The sequence below is a fragment of the Clostridium pasteurianum DSM 525 = ATCC 6013 genome, from assembly GCF_000807255.1.
GTDB classification, from domain to species: domain Bacteria; phylum Bacillota; class Clostridia; order Clostridiales; family Clostridiaceae; genus Clostridium_I; species Clostridium_I pasteurianum.
The window spans coordinates 3,232,413-3,257,176 of record NZ_CP009268.1; the positions used below are offsets into that span (position 1 = coordinate 3,232,413).

The 24,764-nt window shown below is 30.6% G+C and carries 27 protein-coding genes and 1 pseudogene; 10 read left to right on the forward strand and 18 right to left on the reverse strand.

Going from position 1 to position 24,764, the window contains the following annotated elements; all coding sequences use genetic code 11:
- Nucleotides 1-467: 467 nt before the first annotated feature.
- Nucleotides 468-1,094 (forward strand): DsbA family oxidoreductase, encoded by a 627-nt coding sequence (locus CLPA_RS14585; protein ID WP_003445289.1) that lies wholly within the window; start codon nt 468-470, stop codon nt 1,092-1,094.
- A 266-nt stretch (nt 1,095-1,360) separates the two neighbouring features.
- Here the strand turns inward: CLPA_RS14585 and CLPA_RS14590 are convergent, their stop codons facing one another.
- On the reverse strand, nt 1,361-1,738 hold the full coding sequence (locus tag CLPA_RS14590) for a PH domain-containing protein (RefSeq protein WP_003445292.1): 378 nt from the start codon (nt 1,736-1,738) through the stop codon (nt 1,361-1,363).
- A 580-nt stretch (nt 1,739-2,318) separates the two neighbouring features.
- Between CLPA_RS14590 and CLPA_RS14595 the strand changes: the two genes are divergently transcribed.
- From CLPA_RS14595 to CLPA_RS14605, 3 genes are all read left to right on the forward strand, one after another.
- Complete coding sequence (locus CLPA_RS14595; protein WP_003445294.1) at nt 2,319-2,708, forward strand: DUF2089 domain-containing protein; 390 nt, start codon at nt 2,319-2,321, stop codon at nt 2,706-2,708.
- Between the two features lie 22 nt (nt 2,709-2,730).
- Nucleotides 2,731-3,174 carry an SHOCT-like domain-containing protein gene (locus tag CLPA_RS14600; protein ID WP_003445297.1) on the forward strand — a complete coding sequence of 148 codons (444 nt, stop codon included), beginning with the start codon at nt 2,731-2,733 and terminating at the stop codon, nt 3,172-3,174.
- Between the two features lie 324 nt (nt 3,175-3,498).
- Nucleotides 3,499-3,852 (forward strand): phage holin family protein, encoded by a 354-nt coding sequence (locus CLPA_RS14605; RefSeq protein WP_003445300.1) that lies wholly within the window; start codon nt 3,499-3,501, stop codon nt 3,850-3,852.
- An 88-nt stretch (nt 3,853-3,940) separates the two neighbouring features.
- Here CLPA_RS14605 and CLPA_RS14610 read toward each other — a convergent pair whose 3' ends face one another.
- The 5 genes from CLPA_RS14610 to CLPA_RS14625 all read right to left on the reverse strand — a co-directional run bounded on the left by CLPA_RS14610 (nt 3,941) and on the right by CLPA_RS14625 (nt 7,995).
- Nucleotides 3,941-4,393 carry a PD-(D/E)XK nuclease domain-containing protein gene (locus CLPA_RS14610; RefSeq protein WP_003445303.1) on the reverse strand — a complete coding sequence of 151 codons (453 nt, stop codon included), beginning with the start codon at nt 4,391-4,393 and terminating at the stop codon, nt 3,941-3,943.
- An 89-nt stretch (nt 4,394-4,482) separates the two neighbouring features.
- Complete coding sequence (locus tag CLPA_RS14615; RefSeq protein WP_003445306.1) at nt 4,483-5,649, reverse strand: anti-sigma-I factor RsgI family protein; 1,167 nt, start codon at nt 5,647-5,649, stop codon at nt 4,483-4,485.
- Entirely contained in the window at nt 5,633-6,139 is a 507-nt protein-coding gene (locus CLPA_RS14620) for an RNA polymerase sigma factor (RefSeq protein WP_003445308.1), read from the reverse strand. The genes CLPA_RS14615 and CLPA_RS14620 overlap by 17 nt, the downstream gene beginning before the upstream one ends.
- A gap of 305 nt (nt 6,140-6,444) precedes the next feature.
- Complete coding sequence (locus tag CLPA_RS21385) at nt 6,445-6,609, reverse strand: hypothetical protein (RefSeq protein ID WP_003445311.1); 165 nt, start codon at nt 6,607-6,609, stop codon at nt 6,445-6,447.
- Nucleotides 6,610-6,735: 126 nt separating this feature from the next.
- Nucleotides 6,736-7,995, reverse strand: coding sequence for a DUF4434 domain-containing protein (locus tag CLPA_RS14625; RefSeq protein WP_003445314.1), 1,260 nt, complete (start codon nt 7,993-7,995; stop codon nt 6,736-6,738).
- 209 nt (nt 7,996-8,204) lie between these two features.
- On the opposite strand from CLPA_RS14625, the gene CLPA_RS14630 reads away from it, so the two are divergent.
- Both CLPA_RS14630 and CLPA_RS14635 read left to right on the forward strand, forming a co-directional pair.
- Nucleotides 8,205-8,480 carry a DUF2325 domain-containing protein gene (locus CLPA_RS14630; protein ID WP_003445317.1) on the forward strand — a complete coding sequence of 92 codons (276 nt, stop codon included), beginning with the start codon at nt 8,205-8,207 and terminating at the stop codon, nt 8,478-8,480.
- Nucleotides 8,481-8,675: 195 nt separating this feature from the next.
- Complete coding sequence (locus tag CLPA_RS14635) at nt 8,676-9,230, forward strand: cupin domain-containing protein (protein WP_003445319.1); 555 nt, start codon at nt 8,676-8,678, stop codon at nt 9,228-9,230.
- A 71-nt stretch (nt 9,231-9,301) separates the two neighbouring features.
- Here CLPA_RS14635 and CLPA_RS14640 read toward each other — a convergent pair whose 3' ends face one another.
- Nucleotides 9,302-10,054 carry an SDR family NAD(P)-dependent oxidoreductase gene (locus CLPA_RS14640; RefSeq protein ID WP_003445322.1) on the reverse strand — a complete coding sequence of 251 codons (753 nt, stop codon included), beginning with the start codon at nt 10,052-10,054 and terminating at the stop codon, nt 9,302-9,304.
- 30 nt (nt 10,055-10,084) lie between these two features.
- Nucleotides 10,085-10,549 (reverse strand): heme-binding protein, encoded by a 465-nt coding sequence (locus tag CLPA_RS14645; protein WP_003445323.1) that lies wholly within the window; start codon nt 10,547-10,549, stop codon nt 10,085-10,087.
- Between the two features lie 250 nt (nt 10,550-10,799).
- Between CLPA_RS14645 and CLPA_RS14650 the strand changes: the two genes are divergently transcribed.
- The 4 genes from CLPA_RS14650 (at nt 10,800) to aat (ending at nt 14,280) form a co-directional block, all read left to right on the forward strand.
- Nucleotides 10,800-11,534, forward strand: coding sequence for an IclR family transcriptional regulator (locus tag CLPA_RS14650; protein ID WP_003445326.1), 735 nt, complete (start codon nt 10,800-10,802; stop codon nt 11,532-11,534).
- Between the two features lie 78 nt (nt 11,535-11,612).
- Complete coding sequence (locus CLPA_RS14655) at nt 11,613-12,839, forward strand: DUF2075 domain-containing protein (protein WP_003445328.1); 1,227 nt, start codon at nt 11,613-11,615, stop codon at nt 12,837-12,839.
- 174 nt (nt 12,840-13,013) lie between these two features.
- Nucleotides 13,014-13,229, forward strand: a complete 216-nt coding sequence (locus tag CLPA_RS14660) for a hypothetical protein (RefSeq protein ID WP_003445330.1) — start codon at nt 13,014-13,016, stop codon at nt 13,227-13,229.
- Nucleotides 13,230-13,602: 373 nt separating this feature from the next.
- Nucleotides 13,603-14,280 carry a leucyl/phenylalanyl-tRNA--protein transferase gene (gene aat / locus CLPA_RS14665; RefSeq protein WP_003445332.1) on the forward strand — a complete coding sequence of 226 codons (678 nt, stop codon included), beginning with the start codon at nt 13,603-13,605 and terminating at the stop codon, nt 14,278-14,280.
- A 108-nt stretch (nt 14,281-14,388) separates the two neighbouring features.
- On the opposite strand, the gene CLPA_RS14670 is transcribed toward aat, so the two are convergent.
- The 10 genes and pseudogenes from CLPA_RS14670 to CLPA_RS14710 all read right to left on the reverse strand — a co-directional run bounded on the left by CLPA_RS14670 (nt 14,389) and on the right by CLPA_RS14710 (nt 24,618).
- A complete protein-coding gene (locus CLPA_RS14670; protein WP_003445334.1) occupies nt 14,389-14,784 on the reverse strand; it encodes a hypothetical protein in 396 nt (131 codons plus the stop codon).
- Nucleotides 14,785-14,850: 66 nt separating this feature from the next.
- Nucleotides 14,851-16,284, reverse strand: a complete 1,434-nt coding sequence (locus CLPA_RS14675) for a multicopper oxidase domain-containing protein (RefSeq protein WP_003445337.1) — start codon at nt 16,282-16,284, stop codon at nt 14,851-14,853.
- A 98-nt stretch (nt 16,285-16,382) separates the two neighbouring features.
- The gene (locus CLPA_RS14680; protein ID WP_003445339.1) at nt 16,383-16,820 is read right to left on the reverse strand and encodes a MarR family winged helix-turn-helix transcriptional regulator; all 438 of its coding nucleotides are present in this window, start codon (nt 16,818-16,820) and stop codon (nt 16,383-16,385) included.
- Nucleotides 16,821-16,885: 65 nt separating this feature from the next.
- Nucleotides 16,886-17,917 (reverse strand): epoxyqueuosine reductase, encoded by a 1,032-nt coding sequence (locus tag CLPA_RS14685; protein WP_003445340.1) that lies wholly within the window; start codon nt 17,915-17,917, stop codon nt 16,886-16,888.
- A gap of 433 nt (nt 17,918-18,350) precedes the next feature.
- Nucleotides 18,351-19,565 (reverse strand): macrolide efflux MFS transporter Mef(A), encoded by a 1,215-nt coding sequence (mef(A), locus tag CLPA_RS14690; RefSeq protein WP_003445342.1) that lies wholly within the window; start codon nt 19,563-19,565, stop codon nt 18,351-18,353.
- A 435-nt stretch (nt 19,566-20,000) separates the two neighbouring features.
- On the reverse strand, nt 20,001-21,353 hold the full coding sequence (locus CLPA_RS14695; RefSeq protein WP_003445346.1) for a DUF6179 domain-containing protein: 1,353 nt from the start codon (nt 21,351-21,353) through the stop codon (nt 20,001-20,003).
- 3 nt (nt 21,354-21,356) lie between these two features.
- On the reverse strand, nt 21,357-21,827 hold the full coding sequence (locus CLPA_RS14700) for a DUF6323 family protein (RefSeq protein ID WP_003445347.1): 471 nt from the start codon (nt 21,825-21,827) through the stop codon (nt 21,357-21,359).
- 226 nt (nt 21,828-22,053) lie between these two features.
- Nucleotides 22,054-22,197 (reverse strand): annotated as a pseudogene (locus CLPA_RS21755) (D-amino acid aminotransferase); the annotation flags it as partial.
- Nucleotides 22,196-23,365 carry a M20 metallopeptidase family protein gene (locus tag CLPA_RS14705; protein WP_003445348.1) on the reverse strand — a complete coding sequence of 390 codons (1,170 nt, stop codon included), beginning with the start codon at nt 23,363-23,365 and terminating at the stop codon, nt 22,196-22,198. The gene CLPA_RS14705 and the pseudogene CLPA_RS21755, both read right to left, overlap by 2 nt.
- Before the next feature lie 176 nt (nt 23,366-23,541).
- A complete protein-coding gene (locus CLPA_RS14710; RefSeq protein ID WP_003445349.1) occupies nt 23,542-24,618 on the reverse strand; it encodes an ABC transporter substrate-binding protein in 1,077 nt (358 codons plus the stop codon).
- Nucleotides 24,619-24,764: the final 146 nt, after the last annotated feature.

The following is a 24,764-nucleotide window of genomic DNA, read 5'->3' on the forward strand; positions in this document are numbered from 1 at the left end:
TTGTGTGAATCGCTTTCGCAGAGTGCAAGTAGAGAGCCCAAATTTTAATTTGATTTTGTGTGAGGGCTGTACAGAGTGCGTGAGAGACTTACGCCAAGTTAGTCAGATTAAAATAAAAATGGCTAGATTCATTTAAGAACCTAGCCTCCAGATTATCTGGTCAACTTATTAATATAAGATTTTCAGAAATAATATTTTATTATGATAATACCATGTTTTATTGAAAAAATATATACAAAAATAAATATTACAGGTAATTTCATAGAATTAATAATACATAATTTCTTCATCTAGGATTACCTAAATATTTCATGGGTATGATATAATTACAAGTATATGAAACTTACTAACATATTTCTCAGTATCGACATTTTCCATACTTAACATAGTTGTTTAGTTATAGTAGGAACAGTAGATCTGGTAGTCATGAGATAAAAATCTTTTAAATATAAAAGTGAGGTATAACAATGAAAGTAGAAATTTGGTTGGATTACATCTGCCCATATTCTTATATGGTAAAAAGAAGATTTGAAACTGCACTGGATTCCTTTGAACATAAAAATAAAGTTGAAATTGTAATTCGCAGTTTTGAGCTAAGACCTGACGCAAAACTAAAGGAAGAAAAGTCTCAGCATGAAATACTTGCAAAAGAAATGGGCACAAGCGTTAAAGAAGCAAAGGCAATAAACTTGAAACTTGCTTATGCAGCCAAAAAAGCAGGTCTTGATTATAATTTTGAAACAATGATACCTGCTAATACTCATGATGCCCATCGTCTTACTCATTATGCTGCATCCAAAAATAAGTCTTTTTTACTCTGTGAGCGTATATTCAAGGCATATTTTACGGATTCCCTATTAATCAGTGACCATGAAACACTGGCTTCACTGGCTGAAGAAGTTGGCCTTGATAAAAGTGAAGCTCTTAAGGTTTTAGATAGTACCCAATACTCTGATGCTGTAAAAGAAGATATTAAGAAAAGTGAAGAAATCGAACTAGATTTTGTACCATTTTTCCTCTTTGACGGAAAGTCACATATATCTGGTGATCAGCCTGTTTCAGCACTTAAAGATGCTATAGGAAAGGCCTATTAGGCGTCTTTACATTGAAGCAAGTTCTTAATTCATATGGGGATTCTTTTACCCAATATGAATTTTAGAACTGCAAATGCATGGCTTACTTGGCGTTGAACTCCCACTTTCACAGCATGCAAACAGAGGACCAAAATCTTTTTTTGATTTTGTGTGTGGGCTGTACAGAGTGTGTGGGAGACTTACGCCAAGTTAGTCAGGTGAAATTATATTGAGAAAGTACATATATTTACAAGAATAAAATCTATGTACTTTTCTAAACTTTTAAATTATCTAAGTACATACTGAGCTAATGATCTTTGTATATCATATATATTTTTGTCGTTTTTAAACTGTTTTTCAATTGGCATTTGAGTTCCGCTTATCCATATCTTTAATTCTGATTCCAAATCAAAATTTCCAGTAGTTTCAACACTGAAGTGAGTAATATTCTTATAGGGAATCGAATGATATTGTACCTTTTTCCCTGTTACCCCTTGCTTGTCTAAAAGAACAAGGCGCTTATCAGTGAATACAAATAAATCTCTTATAAGTTTATATGCTTTTTCCACCTTCTCTTCCTCTACAAATATCTTTTCAAATTCTCTTTCCACTCGTTTAATATCAATTTCTGATGCATTGCCCATAAGTCCACTTAAAATTCCCATTTAAAATCATCTCCTTAGTTTTATTGAAATTTTTCATTGATTTAGTTAGCAACTTCTCCATGTAATTACAATAATAATAAATTTCTAGTTTAACCTTACTGCTAAAATTAACATATTACAATCTATACAAATTATAAAGAGGGGATACATGTGTACCAACAACCAATAGAACCACATTTTATACTATTCACCGGTATAATCAATCACAAATTTATAACCCATTTACTACATCTAATCTAGATATAAACTATAATTATATATATCCAATATACAGATATTATAATCGAAAATACGATAATTTTCATATAAAAATTAGGGAAATAGATTTAATAAACAAATTGTGTATGCTATGATGTGAACAACATATTGTTTAGACACGATTTACAATTTTGCTTTCCCTGCCTTGCGTCCATCTTACCAGCGAGTTATCTTTACAAATAATACAATTAATATATTAATAATATTAATTAATATATTAAAATTATTAATAATATAATTAATATAATTAATAAATACATTGACTTTATTAATTTCCGGGTGTATATTAAAAGTATAATAGTACATTAGGAAGGTGAAAACAATGAAATATAAAGCCCCGGGGAAATGTCCCGTATGTGGTGAAAAACTTTCAATTACCAAACTCAGCTGTCCCAAGTGTTCTACATCCATTGAAGGAGACTTCCAACCCTGTGAATTTTGTCGCCTTCCTGAAGAAGATCTTGATTTTGTCAAGGTATTCATTAAATGCCGAGGCAATATTAAAGATGTGGAAAAGGAACTTGGCATCTCTTATCCCACAGTCCGCAGTAAGTTAGATACAGTTATAAAAGCTCTTGGGTTTGAAGTTCCTGCAAAAGATAACCTTAAGGATAAGGATTTAAAAGAAGCAGCCAAAATGGAAATACTTGATCAATTATCAAAAGGTAAAATCACCGCTAAAGAAGCAACTGAGAAAATTAAAAATTTATAATTAATTTATGGGAGTGTTGAAGATGAGTGAACAACAAAAAATATTGGAAATGATTGAAAAAGGTCAAATTACAGCTGTTGAAGGTATGGAACTTCTGGAAGCCCTCAACACCACCAAGGAAACTGAACTAATGCAAACCTCTAAAGCTATAACCGGAGCCAAATTCAATTATAAATTCTTTAAGGTAAATGTTACCTCTGACAATAATACGGTGAATGTTAAAGTAAATATTCCCATACGCCTGTTAACGACAATCGGTGAAATAGCAAGCAAAATGACTACTATGGTACCAGCTGATGCTAGAAAGGAAATGGAAAGCAAAGGTATTGATATCACAAGCATCGATTTTGCTAAAATTATTGAAGAAATATTGAATGGCACATTGGATGATCCAAATATCGTAGATGTAGAAACCTGGGATGAAGAGCATAAAGCCATGGTAAAGGTAAAAATATATGTTGAATAAAGGCTTTCGTATAATATGGCTCAAATTGCAGATGGGAAAAAATAAGCATTTTTATTTTTTCTTCCCTATTCCCTTATATATCTTTCAGGAATTATTGGACTGCAGCTTGGATTTATTGAAATTCATATGCTTATTTATACCAAGAAGGCCTAATCTAGCTTCATCCTCTTTTACTGTCTATACTGCAAAAGAACTTGTACAAATTACGATGAATCTATTTAATTCATTAACAGATTTTGAACCCTATGATCTTGTTGACGTAACAACCCATAAGGTCAGAATCTCAATAAAAATCAGATAAATCTTATGCATATGGAGGTAAACATGACAAAATTTATATTAAAATATTTGTCAATTATATTAAGCATTTATTTATTATCAATAATAATTAATACAATTCATATTGACGGCATACTCCCATTGCTGATTATGGGATTAATCCTGTTAATAGTCAATTTATTGTTGAAGCCATTTTTTCTATTGATTACACTTCCCTTCAGCATTCTAACCTTAGGTTTATTCACTTTTATAGTAAATGCCTGGACCATTATGATTGCAGATCACTTTGTATCCGGAATCAATATGAGTGGATTTCTCAATTCGCTGCTTGCCGCATTCATTATTGCTATCTTACATCATATGCTGCAGAATATGAATAAACCATCAAAGCCCCATTAGAAAATTTTTTCATTATGAATGCTTACAAATGATAACAGTCAGCACTTTTGGCTGACTGTTATCATCTATTATATCTAGAAATATATTTTTAAGCAAATATATCCAATATATCACCAGGACAATTCTTCTTTGATAGATTTGAAGTAATGTTAAAACTTTTTGATATCTGTACCTGTTTACTAGGAGTATAATTCATGTTTTGAATTTGTTCCTTTTGAATTACAATTTCGTTAAGATTTTCATCGAAATAATTTCCATTTTTAGCATATGATTTTATAATTGAATCAATATCCTTTATTATATTATCTTTATCATATACATTTTTTATTTCATAAGGATAAATATCTGAACTAAATTCCTTCTGAAAGCCTCTTTCTATTATACTTTTTCTACTGCATTTTACTTCTACAACTAAATCATATTCATTTGTATGAATATCGTATTTTACAGAATTATATGAAGCAGCATTGGAAACTCCTAATCTTGAGATAGAAAATATTGGTTTAGTAAGTACATCCTCTCCATTAGATATCATTTTCATACTAATCACGACCTTTTTTAATAATTATCATATAATGCATAATTTTAGAAGATTACAAAATATACTTTTTTACTTAGAATTAAATTTAATTATTTACTTTTACCGTTACCTTTATTACCATTATTACCTTTATTATTATTCTTGCCATTGCCATTATTTACATTATTGTTTTTAACTGATTTCTTAGTATTAACATTATTACTCTTATCTATGGTTTGCTTTTTATCTTTTACAGCACCATTATTACTTATATTGTTATTTTTAACTGTCTTTGTATTATTGTCCCTGTTACCTATATCTATATTTTGAGTTTTACTTTCTACAATACCTTTGCTATTATTTACATTATTATTTTTAACTGATTCTGTGGTATTAGCTGCATTATCTCTATTTATATTTGATGTTTTATTCCCTACATTACCTTTATCATTATTATTCAAATTATAATTTGTGGTATTTACAGTATTATCCTTGTCTGTAGTTTCTTTTTTACTTTCTGCAGCAGCATCACTCACCTTAGTATTATCAACACTATTTTGTATGGCTTTCATTATGTCTTTAACTGCTGCATCCTTATATTTGTCTACTGTTGCGGTTTTATCCACCCTTTGTAACTTTTGAATAAGGTTGAGCTTACCTGGTGTAATTCCCAATTTTCTTGCCTCATTCCTGCGAGTTAATGAAACGTTATCTTTTAAAATCTCTGCTTTTTTTCCACTGGTTATTAAAGCTTCCTTTGCTCCAGTTTCTGCCTCAGTTTCAATATTTGTTGCAGTATTTTTATCATCTGTTTCAGATGTAAGAGAAATAACTGATGAGCCATCTTTGGCTATGTATCCATTTTCAATAGCTGTTGTAACTAATGTATCAATGGCTGTCGTAACATCAGAACCTTTCACATTTATTCCATTTAATATCTTATTACCCTCGTTATTGTATCCCTCAGCTTTTACTACTCTGCCAAAATTGTTAATTCCCAATTCTACACTTGGATTAATATCTAAACTGATATATGCTACTGATGTTTGGTAATATCCATATACTCCACTAATGCCTCCTATAGTTAATAGAAATGCTAAACAACAGGCAGCTATTGCTAATTTTCTTTTCATGGGCAATAATCTATGCTTTATAAATTTATTAATTTTAGAATCCTCATTCTTTGTCAATGAATCCTTTAAATATACTTTTGTTTTGCTTATTAATTGGTCTTCTACTTTAATTTGATTTAAGGCAGATTTAAAACGAGTAATCATTTTCCTTACCCCCTAACTTCTTTTTAATAAGTGCTCTTGCTCTCCGTAAGTTAGAATATACAGTATTTTCATTTTTCTTTAACATCTTTGCAATTTCAGGCACAGTATAATCCTCATAGTAATATAGATATATAACATTTTTATATTTTTCCGGCAGTGATAAAACTATCTGCATAAGTTCATTTTCAGCCTTATCTTCAAAGGGTAATTCTATATTCTCAATAGAATCAATATTCTTTTTCCAAAAGCTCTTTAACACGTCCTTACATTTATTGATTGTGACTCTTATTATCCATGATTTTTCATGTTCCTCATTTTCAAAAGCAGTTTTACTTTTATGCTGTAATAGTTTTAAAAATACTTCCTGAAATACATCATCAACCTCTGTATTATTATGTAAATATAAATAACATATTCTATAAACCATATCAGAATATTTTTTTAGTGCAATTTCAATTTCATTATTGATATCAATAAATTTAGGTTTCATTTTTCTTCCCCTCTGTACTTAATACGATTGGACAATTGAAATCTGTGCAAAAATATTTATAAATTTTAAATATTTTTTTAATAAATATCCATTAAAAATTTAATTATAGATATACAACTTGAAATATAAATTTAGATTTTTTATATTAAGTTACTCAGGCTATTTATGCGTATCAACATTTAATTATGAATTTGGATATCTATAGTTATATAGCACTGACTTTTAAAAATATAAAAAAACCAGCTTATATCATAAACTTTAGATATAAGCTGCTCTATTCTTTATTTAATATATAAAGATAGATCTTAAGATTGATCTACCCATTTTCCCTTTGCCTTAATTACATCCTCTTCTTTGAGATGAGTTTCTGATACTATTTCTCCTATTCCACAACCTCTATCAATCATTTCTTTTGCCTTTTCCATAGACCTTTTATGTTCACCTTTTTTTATATCTGTGCTTTTGTCCATCGAAAGCCCTCCTTTAGTTTATACCAATTCACAAAAATTAGTATTGACCTGGAATAAAATTATTATTCATTTTCAATATCTTCTGTATGACTACTACTCCTATCTCAAAAGCTGTCCTACTATAAATCATCTTAATTGTGATTTTGTTGATATATTGCCCCAAAAGTCCACGGTTTGTATCTCATATTTCAGGTTTTTTGAACTGTTTTTATATAAACACTCTCCTAATAATTGTTTGCTATTTCCACCATATTTTCTCTGAACCAAAGAAAAATATATTCTTTTTCCATTGCAATACAATTTGTATCCTGCTATATTTCTAGATGTCTCCCATTGAATGAGGACTCCATTATAAACCTTACTAATTTTAGACCACTTTGGTACATCAGGTTTTATATTATAGATTTCATGCTTATATAGATATGTTTTATAAGCTATATGAAAACCAGCACTTATATTGTTTGGACTATAATAATGACTATAGGCAAAAGTTATAATATCATCTACAAAGGGACTCTCAAGTCTCATCTGTTTTATAAATCTCTTTATAGGAGCACTGGACCAATCATGATGATCAAAGGTTTCTACATTTGCCCAAAATAAAAGCCCTTCTTTTGACTTTACAGCTCTACTAAGAGCTGCAAACCAAGATCTTACCTCTTTTATATCAAGTCCACCCCCGCCTACAGAATCCTGAGGACAGAAAATATCTCCTTTTTTTAAATTGGTCAATTTAAAAAAGTATCTCCAATTATTTGCATAAGCTCTTGGTGTTGAATATCGTGAATTCATAAATGGTGATAACATGAGAGGCAGCCTTATATTATTATTGTCCATGTATTCTAAATTTATATTAACAGCATTAGCTAACACTTTAAAATGCTTTTTATATCTAAAGTTTAGATTATCTACTTCATATACCCAGTACCATCCATGAAAAGCATTTTTATATTTTTCATGATATTTCTTATATAATTCCTCTATTATAAGATTTGATTTTTCCATTTGTCTATATAACCATTCTGGATTTCTAGATCCTAATTTCCACCAAAGTATATTATAATCAATTCCCAAAAACACTTTAAATCCAGCTTTTTCACAATTTTTTAAACACATGTCTACTATATCACTGGAACCTATTCTGCTTTCATTTCCCATTGAGGTCTTATATACCCTTTTAACTTTTTCATTCTGCACAATAAAAGTATTTATAACAATATATTTCACCTTAACTTCTTTTAAATAGGAAAGTTCTCGCTGCCATTTTGCATCATCCCATTCCATTACCATATCTGGTTGAATAAAAGTTCCTGAAGCTTGTGGGAAGCTTTCACTTTTTAATTGATGATAGGCATTAATTAATTTATAAAAAAGCTTATTAATCATGTGAATTCCTCATAAAATTTTTAATTATTTATAGTTTCTATAGAATAAATATGATTATTCTTATTTCAATATTCACTGTCCGTATCAAATTCAATATTACTTACCTTAGAATTTATTATATACAGCGAGAAATTAATAAAAATTAATGTTGAGGAATAGCAATAAATATAGTATACTAATATGTATAGTATGAATAAGGAGGGAATTCTATGGGAATTATGATTGTTGGAGGAGATAATATTAAAATGATAAATTGTCATTTATGTAACAAGGGATTCTGTGTTATAAAACATATAAGCGGAAGAAAAAAGAATCATAAACGTATTGATATACCTCAAAACGCTGAACTTGTAATAGTTTTTATTGATTTTGTAAATCATAAATTATGTGAACACATAAAGAAAGAATCCAAGAAACTTGGCATAAAGACAATATATTCAAAACGAGCTTGGTCTTCCATTGAAAATTTATTATTGACTATTTAAATTTTTAATTTACAAAATATAACATTAATTAAAAATATATACTTCCTAATATTTTCTTTGGAGACTGCTCTGTTAATTCTTTTTTTTAGTAAACTTGTCACTTATACATTCTTCCTTACTTAGGCTTTATTATCAAACACATTTCTTAAACATAGAACATATAATATTATAAAATCTATGAAGGGAATGAAAAACATGTATAATACTTATAATTACTATCCATACCATTATCCTTACTACGTTAATACGTCAATATATAATTTTTACAGAGCATATCCATATCCTTACTTGATTAACACACCAATATATAATCCAAGCCATTGGAGAGAATTTACCCAATTAAAAGATTATGGCCCAAACCCCTTTGCAGTTAATATTGAAGAAGCTACTAGACAAAACAACACTTTTCGTACTGCTTTATGGACAGGAAATCATTTGCAGCTTACTCTGATGAATATAAATGTTGGAGAAGATATAGGTCTAGAAATTCATCCTGACCTTGACCAATTCATTTGCATCGAAGAAGGCGAAGGACTTGTTAAAATGGGTGACGAAAAAAACAGATTAGATTTTCAAGCAAAAGTGTACGATGACTTTGCCTTCATTATACCTGCCGGTAAATGGCATAATCTAATCAACACCGGCTATAAACCAATTAAATTATACTCTATTTATGCACCACCTCAGCATCCACATGGTACGGTTCATGAAACTAAAGCAGATGCAGAAGCTGCTGAAGAAAGCCATTGATACTAATATTAAAACAAATGACTTAAGGTTAAGGTCCTTTGTTTAGGGGCCTTAAATTATTTTTATACAACCTATTGAACAGGTTGACCTGTATGCACATCAAGGCCACCAGACACTGGTAAGTTTACACCATTGCAGGAACTTGAATCATCTGAAGCTAAGAAATACATAGCTTTTGCTACCTCTTCTGGCGTACAAATTCTCTTAAGTGGATTTGCTTCATTAAACAAATCTACAACTTTCTTGGGATTTGATAAAAACAATGGTGTTGCACAAGCTGAAGGGCAAACATTATTTACACGAATATTATATTTCCCGTAATCAAGAGCCATAGCTTTAGCCATATTTACAACAGCACCTTTTGCTGCATTATAGGCTGCCATATTGTAATCTCCAAACATACCGGAAACTGAGGCTGTATTTACTATGGTTCCTCCACCATTTTCTATCATATAAGGCACAAAATATTTAGAAGTTAGATATATGGATTTTACGTCAATATCGAATATTCTATTCCAATCCTCTTCTTTTGTTTCATGAAGCATCCCCCCAGTCCAAATCCCTGCATTATTTATTATACTATCAATTCCATTTAATGTTTTCATTGTATAATCATAAAGAATTTTAACATCATTATCTTTAGCAATATTGCACTTATAGAAGTAAACATCATTATAACCTTTTTTGTTCAGTTCTTTAATTAATTTTTCTCCCCTATCTCCATTAATATCTACGGCCATAACTTTCCATCCTTTTTCAAGAAAAAGTTTGGTAGCACTAAGCCCCATTCCTGATGTTCCACCAGTAATCAATACTCTTTTCATACTATTTATCCCTCCTAAAAATATTTCCTATTATTTTGTTAAGAATTCTCTAATTCCATCTATACATATTTTGTGATCCATTTCGCCAGTCAATCCACAAACAGTAATTGATCCTACAACACCAACATTTTTAATTATCAACGGAAAAGAACCCCCTACAGCCTGAAATTCTGTTGGATTTAAAAGGCTAGACTCATCAAAGGTGGTTCCCATAGATTTATACATTTCCTCTACATATTTAGATGAATGGTTATATCTGTCTACAACGTTTTTCTTTCTATCATACCAATATGCATTTTCTACCATAGTTCCATCCATAAGATGAGAAAATAAGACTTGTCTATTTCTTTCTATTTTAATTCCTATGCCACCTTGATTAATTTTCTCTGCTATTTTTATAAAAGTTAACCCTAAATTAAGTGCATCTTCACTTGAAAACTCGGTAAATTGCAATTCATCCTCCAATTTTAATAAATTTATCATTGTTTCGTTCATTTTTTATCCTCCCAAAGCATTATTTTCGTTATCGTCGAAATAAATTCATTTATATCGTATTTAGATATTATCACATATTTATTAATAGGTCAACAATATTCCAATATAATCGAACCAACGACGATTATATTGAATTTTATTTTTTTTTAGTGCTATAATAAAAAATGTATTTGGTTTTTTATCCTAAGCTATAATTTTTGAACTTAAATATACTTTTAAGTAATATATTTGATGAAATTTGGAGGAAAAAATGAAGACTATTCAATCTATAGATAAGGCAATATTTGTTCTTGAACAGGTATCAAAATATAATGGGAAACTTACCCTAACAGATATAAGTACAGCTCTTGATATGAAGATAACTACACTTCATGGAATAATTTCCACTTTAGAATATAGAGATTTTCTATATAAAAATCCTGAAAATGGCAAGTATTATTTGGGTGTAAAACTTTTTGAAATGGGTAAAACCTATGAGTCTGACATATCTCTTATTGATATAATTCATCCTTATATTGAAAAGTTAGCTAATAAATTCAGTGAAACAGTTCACCTGGCAGTTCCTTTTAAAAATAAAATACTTTATATTGACAAAGTAGAATCTCCCTATCCACTGAGACTTACTTCTATGGTAGGTACCACAGAAAAAGCTTATGATTCTGCGATAGGTCTTGTAATTCTCGCTCACCTTTCAGCAGCTGATTGCGAAAAATTCATACATGAATTTAATAGTGAAGAACAAGAAGATAAAAAAACTACAGAACTTATGAATATTTTTAAGGAAATAAAACAAAATGGATTCCACATAAAGTTCGAAGCTGAAAATGATTTTTACTGTATAGCTTCTCCATTAATAAACTCGAAATCCGTAGTTGTAGGAGCTATAAGTATTGTTATTCCAAATCATAGATATAATGATAACCTGAGTAAAGAAATATCCTGCAAACTCAAAGAAATATCAGAATCTCTTAAACATCTTATTTAAATTTTTTAGATCAGACTATTCAGGTTACCCATACTTATTAATGTTTAATTTAAAGTATCTCAGAAGGGAGAACAGTTAATGAAAGATATTATCTCAAATGACTCACTATACAAATTGGACCCCTATAAAAAATTAACAGAAGAACAAGAAAAACTAAAAGAACATATATTTAAATTCTGCTATAATCATCTTAAAGATGAACATGCTATTTTTTTAATTAATGGTGCTGCAGGTACTGGAAAAAGTCTGCTGCTTAGTTCCATTTTCAATAATCTGCAGAATATTTCCAGAAGTGATTCCTCAAATGCTTTATATGATACTAATAATTATCTACTAGTAAATCATCCAGAAATGCTGAAATTGTATAAAGAAATTGCTGGTAAAGCACCTAACTTATTAAAGAAAAATTTTGAACGTCCTACAACTTTTATCAATAGAATGGCAAAAAATAATACACGAGCTGACATTGTCCTAATTGATGAAGCTCATTTACTGCTAACTAAAAAAGATCCCTATAATCATTTTAATCAGGATAATCAATTAGAGGAAATTATTAAACATAGTCATATTGTAATTTTAGTATTTGATGAAAACCAAGTTTTAAAATTTAAAAGTTATTGGAAAAATGAAAAAATACATAGTTTTTTAAAAACAATACCCAGTGAATTCTATCGGTTAACCAATCAAATTCGCGTGCAGGCTGATGAAAACATTTATGAATGGATTGATGCTTTCTCAAAAGGAATTTTAAAACCCCTTCCAACAAAACAAATATTTGATTTTAGAATCTTTGATAATGCCAATGAAATGTATAAATTAATAAAAAATCAAAATAGCAAATATGGCTTATGCAGAATGCTGGCGACCTACGATTTTCCCTATAAACTTGATGGTAAAGATTATTACGTCACCACTGATACTTTTAAGTTAAGATGGGATAGAAACAAGCCCCATGATCAAAAGCCTTGGGCAGAACGTCCAGATACTATTAATGAAGTTGGATCGGTTTATACCATTCAAGGCTTTGATTTAAACTATTCAGGCATTATTTTAGGACCTTCTGTATCCTATAATTTTGAGAAAGATAAAATAGTTATTAATCCCGATAAATATGAAGATAGTGCCGCTTATATGGGTAGTTCTAAAATAGATTATCCGACAGAAGCTAAATGCAAAATAATTCTAAACTCTATCAATGTGCTAATGACTAGAGCTAGAAAAGGTATGTATATTCACGCAGCCGATATTAATCTTCGTAAAAAACTGCTGTCTTTAATAAAGTCTGCTGTTACAAATATTACTTAAGATATAATTACCATCCATAAATGTAGATTTATTTCTTAATTCTAAAAATAAAATTAAAAATTATATAATATTAATTCTCCATTAGCTAGATTATTTAATCAATTGGGGCTATAATTAAATTAAGAATTGTGCATATTGTGCAATTAGATAATCATATAGGGAGGAGAATGTATTATGAGTAAATATCTAATTAAAAATACTACAAGAGAACAGAGAGAAAAAATCATCAGAGATTCACTTAACTGCGGCGGTGGCGGCTGTGAAAACTGTTCTGCCTGCGGCGTGTTTGGAACACAGGATCCCTATGAAATGTATAAGCCATATATTGACGGTGAAAAAGAAATTTCTGAAATTAACGCTGAATTCAGATCTTCTTACTTTATTCGCTAGATAAATATCACAAGGTAATACTGTTAAAGCAGATTAGGCACGTGAAAATAAATAATAAGTCAAAGATGCGACGGATATTTTGAATCCAACAAGGAAACAGGTTCCGCAGATAGTAAGCTATCTAAGGGTTCTGTTGACGCAGTAGGATTTAAAATATACTAGCATACTGACTAGTTATTTATTTGAATGTGCCTTAATAGAATATATAACCTAAGGTCCTTTATATAAGGGCCTTAAATTATTTTCTATGATTATTTCAGTTTAATTTATATATTTTTTGATTCTAACTAAATCTAAATTGAAATAATGTTCTTCTTTCCTTGCAGAACTCTACAAATAATTATAATATATATTTTAAGGGAGGTACTGCATTATGCCAATTTACTCATTAAGTGATGATTTAATATTTCCTCATCCTTCTCTATCAAGAGAAGATGGTCTCTTAGCTGTATATGGAGATCTGTCTCCAGAGAGGCTTTTACTTGCCTATTCTAATGGAATATTTCCTTGGTTCTCAGAAGATGAACCAATACTTTGGTGGTCTCCTGATCCTAGATTCATTCTCTATCCAAAAGACATAAAAGTTTCACACTCCATGAAAAAAGTAATTAAAAAAAATACATACAAGATCACCTTTGACACTTGTTTTAGAGAAGTTATGTATAATTGTGCTGATACACGAAAAGAAAGCGGAACCTGGATTACCAATGAAATGATAGAAGCTTACTTCAAACTTCATGAGCTTGGTTTTGCACACTCTGTAGAAGCCTGGTATGAAGACAAATTAGTAGGAGGACTATATGGAATTATTATTGGAAAATGTTTTTTTGGAGAATCTATGTTTTCTACTATGAGTAATAGTTCTAAAGCTGCCTTTATTACTCTCTGCAAACTATTAGAAGAGAAAAATTTCATTATGATAGACTGTCAGGTTTACACTAAACATCTTGAGAGCTTAGGTGCAATAAGTATTCCTAGAAGTGAATTTTTAGAACTTGTTGAAAAGGGAATTTCAATAGCTCCTTTAAAATTGTTTTTTAATAAAAAATGATGTTTTTTACAATGTTAACTACAGAATTTGTTATGCCAATACCAACTTTATAGAGAACTTCTATGATAATGATTTAACCCCTTTGATTTCAAGGGGTTTAAACTATCATTAAATTACAGCAACATGCTTCTTTGCAAAATCACCTATAGTAACAGTGACTTTAGCTTCATGTTTCACAACCTTTCCCATATTTGCAAACATCATATAACCAAATTTACCTCTGTTACCTTTTACAGTCAGCATCTTCCCCAAATGTTGAAAACTTAATAAAGGAATTTTTATTCCAGTTGTCTCATCTATAATGTAAATTTCATGTGGACCTTTAGCAATATATCCTGTTCTGTTAATTTTAAAACCAACATTAATAATGTTATCCTCAGCCGTTAGAATGCAACCTGCTATTTCAAAAGGACGTTTCTTGGGAATCCAATAATAGTAATATATAGCGAAAAATATCCCTGTTACAGCAGTTAACGCACCTACAGTAATTAATACTATAATCATTGCCCTCCCCTCCAGTGTATATGAGGGTACCCTGTAATGATACCCCTATTAATTATTCTTTAAAAGTTAAGAATGTTTAGGATTGTGATTAGTAGATTCCCTACATTCTGGATCAGGCTCTGGTCTACAAGCAGGATGAGGTTTTTCTTTTGGCAAATCAGTTTGAATAAATATTAATTGACCTCCCGGGTATACGCCATTATTAGTAACCTTGTAATCATCGTGATTATGGGCAATATAAAACTGCGGAAAGAAGAAATTATCTGTTGTACCATAATTATTAATTTGAAAGTTCCCTGGAAAAGGACATAAATTGGTACCTCCTGCTTTTGGAGTATTAGCCCATAAGGTATCTGAATCTCCAAAACCTGGCATAAATGTACCTGCTGTTTTAGATTCTCTTGTTGCAGTATCAACCTGGGTCATTAATGCTGGAAATCCACCTTTGCCGCAGAAAATATAATCAGAATAAAGAGGTCGTTTATCTTCAGCAATAAAAAGGATATCGTAACTTTCTCCGGAACCAACTAGTTGGGTAAATCCCTTATTCCAGTGTGGCTGTGGATGTGCATCTTTGTTAACTACTCTTCCATGCCAGCCATGAGTATGCCATGGAACTGGTTGATAACCCATATTAATAAGTCGGAGAAGGAATCTTTGTTCATTTTTAATATGAACATAAGAGTCATAGCCTGCAGGAATTTTATAAGCACCACCACCTACAGGAACACCTGAAGGTAAAAGTGTATCAGGAAATGCACGTCCATTTACCAACCACCAGTCAGGTTTAAAATTCACTGGATTAAAGTCAGTCTGATTTTGAACAGCATCGTGCCACGTGGAGTCAATATCAGATAAAAGTATTACATATTCCTTATTAAAAAAGCTGGAAGCTTTCGAATTTGCAAAATTTCTGTTTGTTACACCTTTTGATGTAATATAATCAGAAACATCTTTAGCCGCTGGATATACAATTAATCCTCCATACATTCCCATCTGAACATGTTCGGAAGCCTCATGATGACAATGATAAAAATAACTTCCTGCAGTTTCAGGTTTAAAGTAATAAGTTACACTAATTGAAGGTGCACCTATAGGTGTTACTGGTACTCCAAAGGAAGTTTCTGGTACACCATCAAGCTGTGTGGCTACATGTCCGCCATGAATATGGATAGTATGAATATCTAAAATTGGTTCTGCAGCTCTTAATAGACCCAGATTGGTTAGTGTTATAAAGAGTTCATCATCCATGTCCATTTTTATTAATGGAGATGGAATTACAGCTGTTCCCCTTAGATTATCTCTGGCTGTTATATTTGCAGGATCTAAGCTTGGGTCACAAATTCTACATTTTCCTGTATATTTATCTTGTACTTTCCATAAACCTCCTACAAACCCAAAAACATATATACTTCTACGGTCTAGGCATCCTGTGGGGTCTGTTGGTAGGTTAATAAAACCATCAGTAGCATATAAACTATAAAAAAGTCTTTTGCCCATAATTCATTTTCTCCTCCTAAAGTTTTCTATTTATACTATTATAGCTAATATAAAATATGCTGTTTTAAGACAAGTAGTTACAGGTCACTTTTTAATAATTATACAATGCTTTGTATCTTAGATAATATGTCTAAAAATTCTTTATATCTTTCCTTACCAATTCCATTCTCAATATGCTGCTGAGCTTTTTCCCATGAAGGTATAGCTTCCATAAGTTTAGCAATTCCAAGTTCCGTTATTTTTATATACCTTTTTCTCGAATCATCTTCCCCTATAGTTACGTCTATAAGACCCTTTTTCCTTAGAATTTCCACATTACGAGTTACAGTTGTTTGATCCATTAATAGAGCACCAGCTAAATCACCTACTGTACTGCTGCATCTATACGAGATGTTAGCTAACAAAGAAAATTGCGTTGCTCTCAGACCTGCTGACTGAAGTGCTTTATCAAAGTATTGAGTTAATACTCTTGATGTCATCCTTAAATTTTTGCAGGCACAAACTCCTAACTTTTTTATACTGCTCTGAGTATCCATATAAAATTCCTCCCATCATATGTATATACATATAATAAGTCGCAGCTTTCCCTATTGTCAAGAAATCACTTTAAACAGAGCTCATTACAAATTAATTTGGCCATTTCACGTATTTTTTCATTTTTATTATTACATGCCTTTATAATAAGCGGCTTATAACTTTCCACATAGTTATTACGCATATAGTTTAATACATCTACCTTCCACTTCCAAAGTTCCTCTGGTGATAAATAGAAAAATTTTGACTGAACTTTCTCAACATAAAAATCTTCTGTCATGTTTAAAATATTTTCAGGCGTTAATTCCGGGGCTAATCCTGAAAGATTAGGGAATTCTTCTTTTCCCTTCCACTTTCCCCTATTCATAGGACATGCATCTTGACAAATATCACATCCATAAATACATTCTCCGAAACTTTTTCTTAATGGTTCCTGAGGCAGATTACGTCCGCCAAAAGTTGTCAAAAAAGAAATACAGGCAGTTGGCAGCATAGTATAGGGATCAGAAAGAGATTTTGTTGGACAGGCTGCCATACAACGATTGCATCCCTTAGGACATTGAGGAACATTATTGGTTTCTTTTAACTCCATTTCTCTATCAGTAATCCAGGCTTCAAGATGAACCCATGAACCAGACTCAGTGTATAAAAAATTATTTCTGCGAATTATCCCTACTCCAGCCTCCATAGCTGCCCAGCGCATTCCTACTACTCCAAATTTCTCATTAGTTTCTACCTTTAAACCAAGTTTCTGCATGTATTTTTCTAATGCACGATTATTTTGATATTCTTTTGTACTCCTGTCTATACGTACATCAAATAAATATGCCTTAGCAATACGTCCCTTTACCTCTTCTGGAATCTTGTACTTACCATATGGTACTGTGAGTACTACTACAGATTTTGCCCATGGATACACCTCCAGCGGATTAACTAAGCGCTGCTGTCCTTGATAAAATGCTCTGGACTCTGGAACTTTTTGCAAACGCTCTTGAAATCTTTCAGCATACCCTTCCATTAAACTAATTGGAATAATACCACACTTTTCATAGCCTAATTCATAAGCCTTTTTTTGAATCATTTGTTCAATTGTTTCCATACCTAATCACTCCCTCTTGAAGCAAGTTCTTAATTCAGTGGGGATTCTTTTACTCCATCTGAATTTTAGAACTGCAAATGCATGGCTTACTTGGCGTTGAACTCCCACTTGAAGAAGAGGGAGACTTATGCCAAGTTAAGTCAGGTGAAAAAATAAATGAGTAAAATTCATATCATACAAGCATTGGATTTTATATGTATATACATATAAATAGACAAAAAAATTTATTATTACTAATTGATTTGCATAAAAGAATTATCAGCAATATATGTATATACATATATTATTATATTAATTATATGCTGTCAACATTTTTATTCATTAACACAAAAATCATAGCTTAATTTGATAAATCCAAATTATGATAACATGAAGTTTGTGCAAGTATACTTGCACAAACTTCATTACTCCTATACATATCCTTACTTTATTTCTATTCTAATCTTCTTATGGATGTAACCAATGGACAAATTATGGCAATACCGATAATTATAATACCCGACATTAAAAACCAATGATTCACACCAATTCTATCAGCAAAGAATCCAGAAATAATTAAGCCAAGGGGCATAGCCAAAGATATTATGCTCCCTGTTAGAGAAAACACGCGACCCAAATATTCCGGCTTAATATTCTCTTGAAAAAGAGCCATTTGAACCCCGCTATAAAATGGAACTGAAAGACCCATAATTACGCAGCACAACACAAAAAAGATAAATCCATTTGATGGAAGTAAACCTGAAATGCTCAAACTACCTCCCATCATAAAAATAGATGCTGTTATTAATGTAATTTGTTTTTTAAATTTACCAAATACTCCTAATAGCAAACCACCAGCTAGCATACCGGAAGCATAGGCAATTTCTGTAATAGACACATGCATAGGTGTTCCATCAAAATATTTCATACTTACAAGCGGATAAAGAGCATTGATTGGCATATAAACGAACATGTATAAAGTACCTATGAGCATCAATGCAAATAAGCCTTTGTTTTCTTTCAAAACAAGGAAGCCCTCCTTCATATCTAACATAAAATTTCGCTTCAAGCTTTGTTGCTTTAGATTAAGCTTAGGAATACGTACAAGCGCTACCATCATACACGCAATTACAGCACCTAGTACATCCATGGATATAATGACATTTAATTCCCAAACAGAATATAAAAATGCCGCAGCAACTGGACTGATAATATAGCTTATAGACTGTAATGACTGACTATAACCAGCACATTTGGTTAACTGTTCTTCTGGTACCAAAAGAGGTATTACCGCACTTAATGCCGGAGAATGGAAAGCAGTTCCAATACTGCGGATAAACAATACTGTCATAACCACCCAAACTGGTAGTTCCATATATAAAGAAATAAATGCCATTATTGCAGCAGCTGCAGCAATAATTAAATCAGCACCAATCATAATCTTCTTTCTATCATAACGATCAACCAATACACCAATAGCAGGTCCAAAGACCGCATATGGCAGAAAAGCAACTAATGAAGCCATTGACAAAAACATTGCTGATTGTGTTTTTTCTGTAAGATAAAAAATCATTGACATTTGCAGTATAGCACTGGTGATTAGTGAAACTGCCTGCCCAGACCATATCATAAAAAAATTTTGTTTCCATTTTGAAATTTGTTTTGTCATATCTATTCTCTCCTTGCACTTTTTATTGTTGGTTTCATTCTAGTTTGGGCAATAAAAAATGCAGATCATAAATCCACAAAGGAACTTTAGTCTGCATAACAACGCAAAAAAGACATATAGGAAAAAATATATAACCTTAAAACAGCTATGTCTAGTCCATATCCATGCCAATCCGCAAAATAAACACAACAAAAAAGCCCACCATTGTGGATGTTTTTACCACTTTTTTTATTGCCAACTTATCTTAAACGAACTGAATACATAGAATATGTCCCCCTTTAAATCATTAAATTCTATATAATTATATCTTATATAATATATTTATGTCAATTTCCAACTAATTTAAAACTATAATACAGTAGTATACTTACCGTTTCCTCTCCTTTTTTTGAAGTTTTCTTTGAGCTTTTCTCCATATGTTTTTAATATATAATTTCAAAATTCTATTTTTTCTTCAAGCTCTCTTATTAGAATCCGTTCTTTTTCATTTAAGCTCAGAATATATTTATTAAATTCACCATACCACTCTTCTTCATATCCATTTTCAAAACCAAGCTCTTCCATATACTTATCCAAAAGAACTATTTCCATATGAGATAAACTTTTGAAGTAGGTTACATATTCTCCACCAAATAGGCAATCAGCACTTAACATATCAACTAAATCTTCCAGACTTTTAATGTTATTTTTAATTAGTGAAATTTTATCTTCTACTAAAGTACAATCCCTTATCTCTTCACTTAATTTTTTAAATTCAGAGTTCTCCATCATCTCGCCATCATTATAATAGATTGTTTCATCTCTATTATTCTCATTAAAAGATATAAATACCGCTTCTAATCTATTCAGTTTTATGCCTTGATTTATTAACGAAGCTACCTTTAATGTAGATTTTTTAATATAACTTATTAGTGCCTTATCTTTAATACGTAAAATTTCCCAACATACTTTTGCATATTTTAATAATTCTTTTTGTAGCTCTTCCAAAGATAATTTTTCTAACTTATTTTTAATATATGTCCTGTCCAGACTGCTAATATTAAGGCTTTTTAAATCTTTTCCGCAGATGATTACTCCCAAACAGTTAATTAATAGCAATTCAAATATATTTATCAACAACAATTCAAACTTTTTATCGTAACCTTTTAACAGCTTATTGATTTCACTAACAGGAAAGTTATTACAAAAATCATTCTCTAGACTTAAAATCTCTAAATAATTACATATATATTCAATACCTACATAATTCATATTACCAATACAAAGCTGATAATCTATTGAACCAGGGTTTTCATGAGCAGCAAAAAAATCATTATATTCTTTAAAAAATAGAGGAATGCCATAATCTATAGTATCATTATAGGAGTAGTTATCAACCTTTAACTTACTTTCATTAATTTTTCCCAACAGCTTCTTGCTTTCTAATATTTTCTCAATAATTAGATCTTGCCCCTGTTTTAACATTTGAGATAATCTATTACTCTTTAGTTCATCTGATATACCTTCTATATTATCAAATGTTTTTAAATAAATTCCTATGGTATAGTCAATACACTGCAAAATACTTTCAGCAAGTTCTACCATAACAGAACTGCTCTCATCTTTTGTGTAATATTTTAACTGCACCTTTAAAAGTTCCATTCTTTCATAATAGATATTAGCTAAAACACTCTCATCTAGCAGCTTTTTTTCATAACAATATTCTAAAACATAATTAAAAAACTTTTCCTCATTGAAGTTATCTTCTATGGAATGACCATATTTTTCAATATCTTTCCCTTTATTCATAACTTATAAATCCTTTTCACCGTAAATATTTGTATAATCCCTTACACCATTTCTTATGTTATCAGCAATTTTATACAGTACTTTTCCTTCTAAAAGCTCCAATGATCCTTGACAATAGTTATTAAATTTCTCCTGCATAATTTCTATTAATTCATCATCACTTATATAATCTAGAGTTTCATTCTTATAATTATAAAAAATCTCTACAAGTTCATTTATTGTATCACTGTAATTATATTGTGATATATATGGTGAGTCACAAAATGCTGTTATAATTTTATTTATTATTTGACCATTAAACTCTATCCTTCCGCTTTTTTGAAGTGATATATTTCTCGTGTTAATAATTTCTCTAACATCTTCTTCAGAAAGCTTTAATCCATATTCACTTGTAATCTCATTGCATTGCAATATTTCATTAAAAACCTGCTTATTCAATAAGTTATTTTTAAATAAATTAATAGAATCTTTCATTTTAAAAACTTCCTTTCAAAAAGTATTGACTTTTATTTTAGAATATGTTATAATGAAATTATATTACTATTTATAATTGTTATAATAATGTATTATAGCATTAATGTTTTTTATTGTCAATTCTCCTATATTTATTTGTAAAATTATAGAGTATCTTCAACCAGAAGATACTCTTTTTAATATTTATAATATTTCAATAAAAATTAAAATTAGAAAATTCCTAGATTTATTTTGTTTCTTCTAAAAACTCTTCCAGTAATGCATCTTGTAATTTTTTAATAATTTCTGCTGCCCTTCCACCTACAGGTTTTCCATCTATTTCACATGCAGCTGTACAAAATTGCCCTGAACTTGTAACTATAACTTCATCATTTCAAAAAATTTACTGCTGTATTGGCAAGAAGTGCTGCTCCAATAGGAAGTGATTTTTCATCAATATCGAAATTCGCATTGTGAAGTGAAAAATTTTTCTTATTTAAAAATCCTACTCCTAAAGATATAAATGCAGATGGAACAATTCGTGAATAAAATACAAAATCTTCACCAAGCAGTGTCTTAGGTACAGACTTTATCTTTTCATTACCAACAATTTCTACAGCAGACTCTTTTACAATATTAATCATATTCTCATCATTAATTAAAGGACTATCACCTATTCGGAACTTGAAATTATAAGTTGCCCCATGTGCCAATGTAATACCTTTAATAACATTTTCTATAATATCTTTAACCTCATCATGAATATCTTTATTAAAAAATCTAATAGTTCCAGTTAAAATTACTTTATCAGCCACTATATTTGCTTTATTTCCTCCATTTATTGTCCCTATAGTTATAACAAAAGGTTCCAGAGGATTAATTTTAGAAGATGAAATTGTTTGTAATGACAATACCAATTCAGATGCAACTATAATTGCATCTGTGGCTTTATGTGGCAAAGCTCCATGTCCACTTTTACCAATAATTTCTATTTCAAATCCACCTGCTGTTGCATAAAACTCTCCTGTTCTTAATCCAATATCTCCTGCCAAGAGATTTGGATCTACATGTAGTCCAAATACACCATCTACTTTAGGATTTTCCATAACACCTTCTTCAATCATTTGGGAAGCTCCACCTAATGGACTTTCCTCACTAGGCTGAAAAATAAACTTAACATTTCCTTTTATTGAATCCTTTATTTTAGACAATATGCCAGCTGCACCTAATAATACTGCTGTATGTGCATCATGACCACAAGCATGCATAATATTTTTGTTCACTGATTTAAATTCATGATTGTTTTTTTCTTGTATAGGAAGCGCATCCATATCCGCTCTTAAGGCAACTGTTTTTCCCTGAGTTTTTCCTCTCAGTACTCCAACGACACCAGTTTTTCCAACCCTTTCTGTAACATCAATCCCAAGTTCTTCAAGTCTTTTTGCAACAAGCTTTGCCGTTTTAAACTCCTGTATAGCAAGTTCTGGATTCTTATGAATTGTTCTGCGTATATGAACTATATCTGATTCAATTTCATAGGCTAAATCTTTTATTAGCATATAAATTTCTCCTCTCATGTATTTTTATAAAAATTGTAATTCATTTACATAATTTTTAATATATTAAATAACAACCTTTTTTAATTTGATAATAAATCTACAAACTCATCTTAATCTACAATTGGCCACTAAGCTTAGGTAGACTTAGCAGCCAAATGAATCTATAAAATATTAAATTATTTTAATTCACCAGTATAATAAGGATTTAGATCATTAGTATATAAATCCTCGGCCTTTATCTGTCCTGGTACTTCAAAATTAGTCAATTTATTTTTTTCAGCTGTCTTAACCCAAAACTCAATTTGCTCAGGTTTAATCCATTTTTGATCAGGATATATATTACCAGCCATATCTTTAACATCCATTTTAAGATAGTCGGCTGCAATTTTTAATGATTGTTGATAGTTTTTATTTATATACTGCTGAGCTTTAAGATCAGCCACTATATATGCCTTTACTACATCTGGATATTTCTTTATAAAATCTTCACTAAATGCACGAATAGCGAGTCCACCAACTGCTCCATCACCAGCCGCTTCACCTATTTTATAACTTGTAGTAAGAATTTTAAAGCCGCCATCATTTTTAGTTTTCATATTATATGGTGGATGAAGTATAGCTGCATCTATGTTTCCTTGTTTAAGAGCTTGCTCCTGCTGTTGATCATTCATAACAATTACTTGAGTGTTTTTTACATTCACTCCATTTTGACGTAAAAATTCTGCATTTAATAATTCTGCACAACTCCCCTTACTACTCATAGCAATCTTTTTTTCAACTAAATCCTTTGCTGAATTTATTTTTCCATCATTCCGTACAAACCAAGTCATATGAGTCTTATCAAAATCAGGACTATCAACCATACTATGTAGTACTATTTTTAGCTTTGCTCCTGCTTTTCTAGCTGAAGCAATTGTTGTAACATGTCCTGAAGCAAACAGATCATTATCACCTTTAATTACTGATTGAGCTAAACTTACATTAGCAGGTAAAACACCCGTATATTCTGGGATTATTCCAACTTCTTTAAAAAACCCCTGTTTATCTGCTATAATAAATTCATTGAAATCTGTTGGCGTTACTACCTTTAGATGAAATGGCTTTGTAAGCTTACCATTAACAAATTTACCTGTATAAGTCTTACTGCTATCAAAAATTTCTGATGTTGATGATGTGGATTTTGACTTTCCACATCCAACAAACATTGAAACTGCTATCAATACACTTAATATCAATACTAAAAATTTTTTCATTTTAAATGCACTTTCTTTCTCTTTGTAATTGAAGCAAATTCTTAATTCAGGTGGTGATTCTTTTACCCCATCTGAATTTTAGAATTGCAAATGCATGGCTTACTTGGCGTCAAACTCCTACTTAAAGAAGTGGGAAACTTACGCTA

Excerpts from the sequence above, each read along its gene's own strand:
- CLPA_RS14585 (WP_003445289.1), top strand. The coding sequence starts at position 468 with ATGAAAGTAGAAATTTGGTTGGATTACATCTGCCCATATTCTTATATG.
- CLPA_RS14590 (WP_003445292.1), bottom strand. The coding sequence starts at position 1,738 with ATGGGAATTTTAAGTGGACTTATGGGCAATGCATCAGAAATTGATATT.
- CLPA_RS14595 (WP_003445294.1), top strand. The coding sequence starts at position 2,319 with ATGAAATATAAAGCCCCGGGGAAATGTCCCGTATGTGGTGAAAAACTT.
- CLPA_RS14600 (WP_003445297.1), top strand. The coding sequence starts at position 2,731 with ATGAGTGAACAACAAAAAATATTGGAAATGATTGAAAAAGGTCAAATT.
- CLPA_RS14605 (WP_003445300.1), top strand. The coding sequence starts at position 3,499 with ATGACAAAATTTATATTAAAATATTTGTCAATTATATTAAGCATTTAT.
- CLPA_RS14610 (WP_003445303.1), bottom strand. The coding sequence starts at position 4,393 with ATGAAAATGATATCTAATGGAGAGGATGTACTTACTAAACCAATATTT.
- CLPA_RS14615 (WP_003445306.1), bottom strand. The coding sequence starts at position 5,649 with ATGATTACTCGTTTTAAATCTGCCTTAAATCAAATTAAAGTAGAAGAC.
- CLPA_RS14620 (WP_003445308.1), bottom strand. The coding sequence starts at position 6,139 with ATGAAACCTAAATTTATTGATATCAATAATGAAATTGAAATTGCACTA.
- CLPA_RS21385 (WP_003445311.1), bottom strand. The coding sequence starts at position 6,609 with ATGGACAAAAGCACAGATATAAAAAAAGGTGAACATAAAAGGTCTATG.
- CLPA_RS14625 (WP_003445314.1), bottom strand. The coding sequence starts at position 7,995 with ATGATTAATAAGCTTTTTTATAAATTAATTAATGCCTATCATCAATTA.
- CLPA_RS14630 (WP_003445317.1), top strand. The coding sequence starts at position 8,205 with ATGGGAATTATGATTGTTGGAGGAGATAATATTAAAATGATAAATTGT.
- CLPA_RS14635 (WP_003445319.1), top strand. The coding sequence starts at position 8,676 with ATGTATAATACTTATAATTACTATCCATACCATTATCCTTACTACGTT.
- CLPA_RS14640 (WP_003445322.1), bottom strand. The coding sequence starts at position 10,054 with ATGAAAAGAGTATTGATTACTGGTGGAACATCAGGAATGGGGCTTAGT.
- CLPA_RS14645 (WP_003445323.1), bottom strand. The coding sequence starts at position 10,549 with ATGAACGAAACAATGATAAATTTATTAAAATTGGAGGATGAATTGCAA.
- CLPA_RS14650 (WP_003445326.1), top strand. The coding sequence starts at position 10,800 with ATGAAGACTATTCAATCTATAGATAAGGCAATATTTGTTCTTGAACAG.
- CLPA_RS14655 (WP_003445328.1), top strand. The coding sequence starts at position 11,613 with ATGAAAGATATTATCTCAAATGACTCACTATACAAATTGGACCCCTAT.
- CLPA_RS14660 (WP_003445330.1), top strand. The coding sequence starts at position 13,014 with ATGAGTAAATATCTAATTAAAAATACTACAAGAGAACAGAGAGAAAAA.
- aat (WP_003445332.1), top strand. The coding sequence starts at position 13,603 with ATGCCAATTTACTCATTAAGTGATGATTTAATATTTCCTCATCCTTCT.
- CLPA_RS14670 (WP_003445334.1), bottom strand. The coding sequence starts at position 14,784 with ATGATTATAGTATTAATTACTGTAGGTGCGTTAACTGCTGTAACAGGG.
- CLPA_RS14675 (WP_003445337.1), bottom strand. The coding sequence starts at position 16,284 with ATGGGCAAAAGACTTTTTTATAGTTTATATGCTACTGATGGTTTTATT.
- CLPA_RS14680 (WP_003445339.1), bottom strand. The coding sequence starts at position 16,820 with ATGGATACTCAGAGCAGTATAAAAAAGTTAGGAGTTTGTGCCTGCAAA.
- CLPA_RS14685 (WP_003445340.1), bottom strand. The coding sequence starts at position 17,917 with ATGGAAACAATTGAACAAATGATTCAAAAAAAGGCTTATGAATTAGGC.
- CLPA_RS14695 (WP_003445346.1), bottom strand. The coding sequence starts at position 21,353 with ATGAATAAAGGGAAAGATATTGAAAAATATGGTCATTCCATAGAAGAT.
- CLPA_RS14700 (WP_003445347.1), bottom strand. The coding sequence starts at position 21,827 with ATGAAAGATTCTATTAATTTATTTAAAAATAACTTATTGAATAAGCAG.
- CLPA_RS14705 (WP_003445348.1), bottom strand. The coding sequence starts at position 23,365 with ATGCTAATAAAAGATTTAGCCTATGAAATTGAATCAGATATAGTTCAT.
- CLPA_RS14710 (WP_003445349.1), bottom strand. The coding sequence starts at position 24,618 with ATGAAAAAATTTTTAGTATTGATATTAAGTGTATTGATAGCAGTTTCA.